Source organism: Streptomyces sp. NPDC051664 (assembly GCF_044453545.1).
In the GTDB taxonomy this organism is placed as follows: Bacteria; Actinomycetota; Actinomycetes; order Streptomycetales; family Streptomycetaceae; genus Streptomyces.
The window spans coordinates 47,090-55,895 of sequence record NZ_JBITCU010000039.1; the positions used below are offsets into that span (position 1 = coordinate 47,090).

Annotated in this window: 11 protein-coding genes and 2 pseudogenes; 5 read left to right on the forward strand and 8 right to left on the reverse strand. The window is 67.4% G+C overall.

Features of this window, described 5'->3' with window-relative positions; translation table 11 throughout:
• Positions 1–25 precede the first annotated feature (25 nt).
• Positions 26–820, forward strand: coding sequence for a relaxase domain-containing protein (locus tag ACIA8E_RS36840; protein ID WP_399305160.1), 795 nt, complete (start codon positions 26–28; stop codon positions 818–820).
• A gap of 80 nt (positions 821–900) precedes the next feature.
• On the opposite strand, the gene ACIA8E_RS36845 is transcribed toward ACIA8E_RS36840, so the two are convergent.
• The 4 genes from ACIA8E_RS36845 to ACIA8E_RS36860 all read right to left on the reverse strand — a co-directional run bounded on the left by ACIA8E_RS36845 (position 901) and on the right by ACIA8E_RS36860 (position 3,907).
• On the reverse strand, positions 901–1,602 hold the full coding sequence (locus ACIA8E_RS36845; protein ID WP_399305132.1) for a hypothetical protein: 702 nt from the start codon (positions 1,600–1,602) through the stop codon (positions 901–903).
• Positions 1,603–2,485: 883 nt separating this feature from the next.
• Positions 2,486–3,043, reverse strand: a complete 558-nt coding sequence (locus ACIA8E_RS36850; RefSeq protein WP_399305135.1) for a signal peptidase II — start codon at positions 3,041–3,043, stop codon at positions 2,486–2,488.
• A gap of 219 nt (positions 3,044–3,262) precedes the next feature.
• The gene (locus ACIA8E_RS36855) at positions 3,263–3,727 is read right to left on the reverse strand and encodes a hypothetical protein (protein WP_399305163.1); all 465 of its coding nucleotides are present in this window, start codon (positions 3,725–3,727) and stop codon (positions 3,263–3,265) included.
• Positions 3,728–3,733: 6 nt separating this feature from the next.
• On the reverse strand, positions 3,734–3,907 hold the full coding sequence (locus tag ACIA8E_RS36860; RefSeq protein WP_399305138.1) for a hypothetical protein: 174 nt from the start codon (positions 3,905–3,907) through the stop codon (positions 3,734–3,736).
• Between ACIA8E_RS36860 and ACIA8E_RS36865 the strand changes: the two genes are divergently transcribed.
• Positions 3,842–3,982: a hypothetical protein gene (locus ACIA8E_RS36865; RefSeq protein WP_399305166.1), complete on the forward strand. Its 141-nt coding sequence runs from the start codon at positions 3,842–3,844 to the stop codon at positions 3,980–3,982. The genes ACIA8E_RS36860 and ACIA8E_RS36865 overlap by 66 nt on opposite strands.
• A 105-nt stretch (positions 3,983–4,087) precedes the next feature.
• Here the strand turns inward: ACIA8E_RS36865 and ACIA8E_RS36870 are convergent, their stop codons facing one another.
• A complete protein-coding gene (locus tag ACIA8E_RS36870; protein ID WP_399305141.1) occupies positions 4,088–4,480 on the reverse strand; it encodes a winged helix-turn-helix transcriptional regulator in 393 nt (130 codons plus the stop codon).
• A 201-nt stretch (positions 4,481–4,681) separates the two neighbouring features.
• Between ACIA8E_RS36870 and ACIA8E_RS36875 the strand changes: the two genes are divergently transcribed.
• Both ACIA8E_RS36875 and ACIA8E_RS36880 read left to right on the forward strand, forming a co-directional pair.
• Positions 4,682–5,641, forward strand: coding sequence for an NADP-dependent oxidoreductase (locus ACIA8E_RS36875; protein WP_399305144.1), 960 nt, complete (start codon positions 4,682–4,684; stop codon positions 5,639–5,641).
• 37 nt (positions 5,642–5,678) lie between these two features.
• On the forward strand, positions 5,679–6,443 hold the full coding sequence (locus ACIA8E_RS36880; protein ID WP_399305147.1) for an SDR family oxidoreductase: 765 nt from the start codon (positions 5,679–5,681) through the stop codon (positions 6,441–6,443).
• Positions 6,444–6,595: 152 nt separating this feature from the next.
• Here ACIA8E_RS36880 and ACIA8E_RS36885 read toward each other — a convergent pair whose 3' ends face one another.
• Together ACIA8E_RS36885 and ACIA8E_RS36890 are read right to left on the reverse strand one after the other, a co-directional pair.
• Entirely contained in the window at positions 6,596–6,943 is a 348-nt protein-coding gene (locus ACIA8E_RS36885) for a hypothetical protein (RefSeq protein WP_399305149.1), read from the reverse strand.
• A gap of 319 nt (positions 6,944–7,262) precedes the next feature.
• Complete coding sequence (locus ACIA8E_RS36890) at positions 7,263–7,727, reverse strand: phage tail protein (RefSeq protein ID WP_399305151.1); 465 nt, start codon at positions 7,725–7,727, stop codon at positions 7,263–7,265.
• A gap of 210 nt (positions 7,728–7,937) precedes the next feature.
• Here ACIA8E_RS36890 and ACIA8E_RS36895 point away from each other — a divergent pair.
• Positions 7,938–8,136, forward strand: a pseudogene (locus ACIA8E_RS36895) (transposase); the annotation flags it as partial.
• A 279-nt stretch (positions 8,137–8,415) separates the two neighbouring features.
• Here ACIA8E_RS36895 and ACIA8E_RS36900 read toward each other — a convergent pair.
• Positions 8,416–8,715 (reverse strand): annotated as a pseudogene (locus tag ACIA8E_RS36900) (ATP-binding protein); the annotation flags it as partial.
• Between the last annotated feature and the right edge of the window lie 91 nt (positions 8,716–8,806).

Genomic DNA, 8,806 nt, shown 5'->3' on the forward strand with positions numbered 1-8,806 from the left:
CTCTGGAGGAACGCCTTGCGCCTGCCTGGCGACACAACCCTCCGAGCGGCAAGCCGAACTACTCCTGGGGGAATGCCGGGACCCGGACGCCGACCGGATCGAGTGCGAGCTCCTGACGGCGGGGGAGAGCCCGGCCGCCGCACAACGGGCAACCGTCCTCGGTCGCCCGGTCGGTGACATCGCCTCGCCCCGACTCGCCCTGGACCTGGTGTTCGGGACGCCGCCGACCGCGCACGCGCCGTGGGCCCGGGCCGACGACGCCACCCGCCGCGTGCTGGAGGGCTGCCAGGAGGTCGCCCGGGACGGAACGCTCGCCCAGGTGGAGGACTCGGTGGCCCGGGTGCGATGGGGGAGCGGCGGCGGCCGCCAGGCGCCGGTCCGGGACGGGCTGATCGTCCGCGTGTTCCGCCACTGCGAATCACGGTCCGGACGGCCGCTCCTGCACGTCCCTGCTGTGCTTTCCGTCAAGGTCCGGCGGCCGGACGGGGCCTGGGGGAACCCGGCGACCCCCGACCTGTCCGATCCGCGCGAGGTTACCCCTGGCAAAGGACCGGTCATGGAGACAACTGGCATCGATCCTGCGTTGATCGCCTGGCAGTCCACCCGCCGCCGGCAGATCGAGGACGACTGCAACGGCCGGGTCCAGCAGTACAGGCGCGACCACGGCCACGAACCAGGGGAGCGCGCCCGCTACAAGCTGGGTCGGATCGCGGCGGACAGGACCCGGCCGACCGAAGAACTCCCGCGCCCGCTGACCGCGCCTGGTCGGCTGCGACCGCCGGAGTGCGCAGACACTCCCGCGACACCACCCGCCCGCTGACCACCCTCGGCATCATGTGGCCAAACCAGCCGTTACGCCGCTGTCTGCCGGGCCGCGTAGAACCGGTTTCGCCCGGCGGTCTACGCCGGGATGAGGACAGTAAGCCATTCCGCTTCACGTGGCCGGTACCCGTAACGATTCCTCAGCCCCGACACGATCGCAGGGACGTGGCCGGCTCCGTAGACGATGGCCACTCGGATCGGGTCGTCGGCGCGTTCCGCGTGGATCTCGCCGAGCGCGTCGAGCAACCGCTGGTCGCGCCGACCGGTCATCGCGTGCGCCACAGGATCGTCGGCCATCATCTCCGCCCGCAGCGTCGACGGCAGATCCTCGACTTCCAGGTCTTCATCGAGGAAGGCGCGCGGACCGCGCAGCGCGAACACCAGGCCCATCACGGGAGCCGCGACCATGAGCAGCAAGTACGTCCACCGCGGCAGAGTCTTCAGGTCCGCGATCGCCTCCGCGGCGGTCACATCCGGGTTGATGACCTGCACGGCTTCGGGCAGGAGCAGCTCTTCGCGCTGCTCCTGCAGGCCGTTGCGCCGCCGGCGTGGGGTGAACCGGTAAGCAAGTGTGAGGGCACTCACTCCGACCGATTTCCCTCGGATTCCCTCGATGACTATGAGGTCGCATTCCCTGAGCCTGATGCGGACCTGGGAGTAGAACGTCGGCGAAGCCACATGGAGCATCGGGAAGATCACGAATTCAAGCGGCGTCCCTGTCCGCCTCATGGTGATCACGGCAGATCGGACGGCGTACCCGGTCACCTCGATGATCTGCATGATTCCCCCGCGAACCTCGCCCGGTTTCTCTTGCACCCGTACCAGGACACGAGCCCGCCCAGGGCCGTGGTTCCCTCCCGCGCAAGCTGCCGCCGGACTGCACAGACACTCCCGCGACACCACCCGGCCGCTTCGGCGGCTCGGACGGCTCATGACGTGTGGGCGAGCCTGCCGCGGCGCACCCCGGATGAATGTTGCACCCACAGTTGGCTGCACAGTTGTCTGCACAGGGGGGTCCAAAGGTGCGCCAGAGGTACTGCCGGAGGCGTGAAACCCTCTTGTGTGATCTTGAGTGTTCTTCCTGGTCAGTGCCCTTGGGCAAGCCCCTGTCGTACGCCGACTCTTCTTTCTCCGCGATGGTCGGAGGAAGAGGCTTTGTCGTCTGACGGCCCGGCGCGGCCCGCTACCGCTGTCGTCCCGTCCTCGCTGCTCCGTCCTCGCTCCCCCGTCCTCTCTTCCGCGTTCCGTGCCCGGTGTTGCTGCCGGCCGGACCCTGCTTCTTCTACTCGCGTGCCCGGCGCGGCCTGGCGACGCCGGCCGTAGATGAGCGCGCCTCGCCGCTGCTCCACGAGGCTAGGCAGGGCGGGCACAGCGGCGGCGCATACCTGTCACAGTGTTTGAAGCCTCGCCCTCCCCCGTCGGTGAGGCTTCTCACCTGTACGTCGTCGTCGGGCGACTGCACCGGGCCCGGAATCACGAAGCCGCCCCGCCGGGGGGCTGTTGGTGCGTAGCGCCAGCTTTACGGCTGTGCGGTCCCGATTGTGCGCGTCCCGCTGAAGCCAGGTCCGACTGCCTCACGCAGCTCGACACCGCAGTACCGGATGGCGTTCGGGGACGGGATACGGGCTGTCATCCGATCGGGGCAGCGGTCTGCGGCGCGTTGTCACCGCTCCAACGCACGACTCCCGAGGCCGCTCGTAACAACGGTGCGCATGGGAACGCCGCGGAAGGCTTGGATGAGGACGACCGCGGAACCGGCGGTCACGCACTGGTCGGCGAGGTTGAAGATCCCTGACTCGCCGAGCTGGATGAAGTCCAGCACAGCGCCACGACCGAATCCCGGGGTGCGGAATATGCGGTCGGCGAGGTTGCCGCCGGCGCCCGCGAAGATCAGTCCGAGACCGACCGCCCAGCCGGTGGACCGGATGGAGGGGGCGACTCGGGCGATGAGGACGAGTACGACGATCGCGAGGAGTGTGAATACCAGGGTTGCGCGGGGTGCGAAGGAGCCGGCCGCTCCGGAGTTTCGGAAAGCGGTGAAGGTCACCGCACCGCCCAGGGGGTGCCTGGGTTCATGACCCTCAACGACAACCGCGGCGATCGCCTTCGTGATCTGGTCAGCGGCGAATCCTGCCGCCGCGATCGTCCACAGCAGATACATCCGCCGCACCGCCCACCTCCTGATCGCCGACCGTTCTTCACCGAGCGTACGCGCAGCCATCGATGACGAAGGAAGCGCCTGGGGAGGTGCCACGGCGACTTGGAGTCCGAAGGAGGTACTGACCCGGCCTCGCCGTACCGCTCGCCGAAGGCGCGCTACCGAAGGGCCGCCATCAGCCCCCGCGCGGGCCGGCAGACCGGGCCTTGCTCGGCAGCAGGGCGGTGCGCGGTCTGGGGCGCTGTGCTCCCCGCCCAGCCGCCCCTCGCGGCCGTACTCCGCCTACCGGCGTGTCCGCGAGCTGTTCGTGGTTTCCCGCGGACCCGCGATCGCGGCGAGCTGCAGCTTGGTCTCGTCCGCGCTGCCGGGCAGGGCGGTCATGATCACAATCCTGAGCTCGGAGTCACCGTCGGTCAGTTTGTCGCAGTCCACGGTGACCGGCCCCACCGATGGGTGCTCGATCGTTTCGTGGTCCTCCCGGTGAGCGGCCACTGCGCCGCTCGCCCACAGGTCGGCGAACCGTTGGTTGCCTTCGCTCAATACGCGGATCAACTCTGCCAGGCGCGCGTCGCGCGGGAAGCGGCCGGTGGTGCGGCGCAGGTCGGACACGACGGCGGCGTCGGTGGCGTCCCGGTCCGCTTCGGTCACAGGCCATAGCCCGAGGCGAACAGGATCTGTACGTACCGGGAACCTCTCGCGGGCGAAATTGCGCAGCTGCGGTGGCACCGACGAGGGATCGCCGAACAGCGCAGCCTAACTGCGGTTCCACCAGATCAGCTGCCGGTTTGCCGTGAACACGGCGACGGCGACGTCCCCGAGCCGGGTTTCCGGCACTACGCATCCCGCGACGGCCAGCCGCTGCTGCATGACCATCTCGTCCTGTCGGTCAAGGTCCGCCGCACCGGCGGCCAGTGGGGCACACTCCACACCCGCACCCCTCGAGCACACTGCCGTCCGAGCTGTACAACTAGCGTGTCTTCGAAGGGATCTGCACCGACCTGAACCTCGCCGCCACACCATCTGGGTGCTGGCGGCCTGGCCCGGCCCGCCACCGGCCGGCACCACGAATACGCCTAGGAGTACCGGTGGGCTCGTTCCGATAAGCCGTCACAACTGTTCGGCGTCGAAGATCGTCCTCGAGTCCAGGATTCCGCCGGCGTTCTCCTCTGCCCACCGGGCCAGAGCTTGGACGATTTTCAGCAAGCTGAGTCCGCGCGAGGTGAGGGCGTAGTCGACGCGTGGGGGCTTGGTGTTGTGGACGGTCCTCGTTACGAGCCCGTCGCGCTCCAGTCTGCGCAATGTGGCGCTGAGCATCCGCTGGGTGATGGGACTGCTGAGGCGGCGCAGTTCGTTGAAGCCGCGTGTGGTGTCGGCGAGCTTGCAGATCACGACTACGGACCACTTGTCGCCGATCCGTTCCAGCACGTCGCGGATGAGGTCACGGCCTTGTTCGCACAGAGCGGGGTCTGTGCCGCCGAGATCCGGGATCGACTGCGTCATGGCAGTAAGTATACGAGCGAAACCGGGTACGGCTCGGGAACCAGGTACGGGTCACGCCGGATCGCTCGGGGGTGGTTCCCCCCGGGATACCTGCGCACTTCGAAGTGCCTTCTTGTCGCTTTTCGTGTAGTTCGCGAGACTCGATGCCAGGTACGAAAGACGTACTTGGTATTCATCGGTTACTGCTCTAGGGGGCGTGACGTGCAAGCAGTTGGACTGTACGAGTTCGGCGAACCGGACGTACTGCAGGTTATCGATCTACCGGATCCGCATCCCGGGCCCGGTGAGGTGCGTGTGCGTGTTCACGCAGCCGCGGTGAATCCGGCGGATGCACTGCTGCGAGCAGGTGCGCATGTGGAAAGTCTCCGGGAGTTTCCGGGCCCGTATGTTCCCGGCATGGACATCGCGGGCGTGATCGACGAGGTCGGCCCGGCGACCGGGACCGGACTTAGCGTAGGCGACCCGGTCATGGCGATGCTCATGCCCCTGGGGACTGCCGCCGGCGGCTACGCCGAGTACAGGGTGCTGCCGGCCGGCTGGGTGGTTCGTGCACCAGCGGGCTTTGACCACGCGAGTGCGGCAACCCTGCCCATGAACGGACTCACCGCATTGCGGACGCTCGACCTTCTGGCCCTCCCGGCGGGATCGGTCCTCGCCGTCGTCGGGGCTGCCGGGACACTCGGTAGCTACCTGGTGCAGCTGGCCAAGCATGCGGGACTCACCGTGATAGCCGATGCCGCACCTGCTGATGAAGAACTGGTCCGCGGATTCGGCGCGGACGAGATCGTGGCCAGAGGATCCAACGTCGGCGACCATCTCCGCGCCCGGTATCCCGACGGCGTGGACGCGGTCGCCGATGTCGCGCTGCTCGGTCAACAACTGTCCGAAGCCGTCCGCGACAGCGGCACCTTTGTCCGCTTCCGCAGTGCCGAGGAACCCGGCGGCTACGAGCACGGGAACAGCGGCAGGATCACCGTGCTGACGACGTTTGTCCCCGACTACTTCGGGCGCACGGACAAGCTGAACCAGATCCGGGAACTCGTCGAGGCGGCCGTCCTCATCCCGCGCGTCGCGCAGACCTGTTCCCCCGCCGAGGCTGGTAACGCGCACCGCCGAATGGCGGCCGGCGGCGTCCGCGGCCGACTCGTCATCACCTTCTGAATCTCACCCAACTCCAAGAAACCCCGGAGTAGTCAGCATGTCAGCACGTTTCACCAACAAGGTCTTCCTCATCACCGGCGCCACCTCCGGCATGGGCCGGGCCGCCGCCGAGCGAGTCGCCGCCGAGGGTGCAAAAGTCGTCCTCGCGGCCCGTGGCAAGGAGGCCGGCGACGCGCTGGCCGCCGAACTGCGTGCCGGCGGAGCAGACGCCATCTTCGTACCCACCGACGTGACCGCCGAGGCCGAGGTCGCGGACCTGGTCCAGCAGGTCGTCGACAGGCACGGACGCCTCGACGGGGCCTTCAACAACGTCGGCGCGGCCACCGCCGTCGGCCCTCTCACCGACATCGACGGCAAGGCCTGGAACGCCGACCTGACGCTCAACCTCAGCAGCGTCTTCTTCAGCCTGAAGTACCAACTGCCAGCGATGCGAGCATCCGGCGGCGGCGCGATTGTGAACAACGCCTCCAACCTGGCAATCACCGGAGCCCCCGGCATGGCCTCCTACAGCGCCGCCAAGCACGGCGTCGTCGGGCTCACACGGTCGGCCGCCCTCGACGTGGCCGCTACCGGCGTACGTATCAACGCGCTTGTCACCGGCGGCGTCGACACCCCCCTGCTCCGCAACAACATGGGCCTGCCGCCGGAAGAGGCCGTCCGCGTGGCCGGAGCGTTGCACCCGATCGGGCGGATCGCCCAGCCGGATGAGATCGCGGCGTTCGTGGCCTTTCTCCTCAGCGACGAAGCGACGTTCATCACCGGAGCCGCGCTCGCCATCGACGGCGGCATGACCGCTGCATGACAGATGCCGGACTGTGCTGCACGCGGAGTTCCCCACAGCGCCAGCAGGCCGGTCGCGCTGCAGGCCCGGGGCTGTGCGCAAGGCCTCGGCGACGAACGAGGACACCCCGCGTACCGAGCCACTCGCGCCCTTGCGCAGGCGGGTGGCGGCGATCACCGGCGTGCGAGGGGCGCGCAGAGCACGGCCGGCAGTGCGTTCAAGCCCTTGACCTTGGGGTATCCGTAGCCGGCACCCTGCTTGGCATAGCCGTGGGTGCGGCGGATCGTGTCGTCGATGTCCAGGTAGGCCACCGTTGCCGCTCCGGGCAGGAGCAGGGTGTGGGAGGCGAGTTGCGGCCCCAACCGGCGGGCGACCGCCTGTAGTTGCTTCACCTGCCCGTGCGTGGATGCGCGCAGGAACGACCCGAGGGTGGAGGGCGCGCGGACCCCGCCGAAGAGGCGGTCCATCGCGCCGTGCCGCAACCGGTCCATATCCGCGTTGCTGTCCGTACCCGCCGCCATCCCCGTACCAAGGCCATGACCTTCGCGGCGGGGAACCCCCCCACCCCGTCGGCCGTGACCGGCGTACGCACCAGCTCAGCGATCAGGCTCGGCAGCCCGCACCGTTCGGCCAGGCGCACCAGCGGCTCCAGGCCGCCGTACGCCACCAGAGTCGAGCCAACACGGACAGGACCGCTGCGGGGGCATAGGAAGATTGCATGTAGGTGCTTTGCTGTACTTACCGGATGGAACCCTAGAGAAGTCCCATCCTCGGAGGTCACAAGGCATCTCCTTGAATTCGGGCGTCACACTCCGCAGACGTCAACCGGTGCATCCGAGCTCAGTATTCGCTCTTGATCACGAAGAAGGAGCCGCGGATCACGCCGGCCAGCTTTGACTTTTGACGCGCGAACTTGAAGCGCGAAGCCAACTCCTCGGGAACCTCCATGCCCTCTGAGAGCTTGAACCCGACTGCGCGCTTCGCCCCTTCTTCGATGCCGTACATCACGTTGACCGACAGGCCGGACTCGTAGAACACGTAGGCCATCCGAAAACCGTCCACCTCGAAGGAAGTCACCTCGAGCGGGCGGGCGGAGAAGACGATCTCGCGCTCGTGGGCGAGGATGCGGTTCACCCAGTCGAGCGTCTCGGGTGCCTCGCTTGCCGGGCTGACGGTGAAGACGTGATCGTACTTGTTCTTGTAATAGCGCGCCTCGTTGGCGCGTAGTCCAGCGAGAGACTCCGCGAACGGGGACGATTCCAAGCCGACGGTGGACACATTCACGAAGTCGACGATGTACGGCATGGACCCTCCTGATGGCGATCTATCAAGGAGACTGTAGTGCCACTCCCGTCGGGCGCACCTGGGGGACACGATGTCTGGAGGGGGAAGAGAAGGGGACCAAAGGATCGCACCTGCAAGATGCCCTGTCCCTTGCACACGCCCTTAGAACGCCTAACGAATGATCTTCGAGGTGGTTGGATCACTCCGAGATCGATGATCTGAGGGTGTGAAGTGGCTCGGCCGAAGCCGTGGGACATCGAAGACGAGTTGTGGGCGGTGGTCGAACCTTTGCTGCCCAAGGTGGAACGTCGCGTTCGGCACCCGGGTCGCAAGCGGCATCCGGACCGATTGGCCTTCCAGGGCATTCTGTTCGTGCTACATACCGGTATTGCCCTGGGAACACCTGCCGCAGGAACTTGGCTTCGGATCGCCGCGGTGGGAAGTAGCTGCCGAAGCAACCCGGCTGCAACAAGCGAATGTGCAAGGCCGCCGACCTTGTCCGACACGTCACCCGCACACCGGCGCGGGACACCACGTTGTGGAGCGACGGCTGAGCACGGAGGCCGTGGCAGGGCCATTGATTGTCATGAGGTCCATGAGCCGGTGTCGCAGCGTGGGCGAGTGCCGCCAGTGCTCGGGTGTCGCGGATCTGTTGCACTTCCACGTGACCCAGAGCCGTGGCTCACCGACAAAGCCACTCGACCGCCGGTCAGAGAGCGGGCTTCAGCTGCGTCGGGCGGTCGGTGGCGTTTGCTCGGGACAGGCGTTGTTCGGTCCAGATGGTTTTCCCGCTGGGGGTGTAGCGGACACCCCAGCGGGTGACGAGGCGTGCGGTGATGTACAGTCCCCGGCCGCCCTCGTCGGTGTCTCGGGCGCGCTTGAGATGCGGGGCGGTGCTGGAGGCGTCGGAGACCTCGCATGTCAGTCTGTCGCTTTCGCGGATCAGGCGCAGGGTCGCGCCGCCGCCGCCGTAGCGGATGGCGTTGGTGACAAGTTCGCTGACCACTAGGCACTGTTTCTCGGATCATGTTCGGAGCCAGATCACGAGGGCTGCGAGGGTGACGGTGCCGAGGTAGATGTAGGCGCGCTTCTCGTAGCGG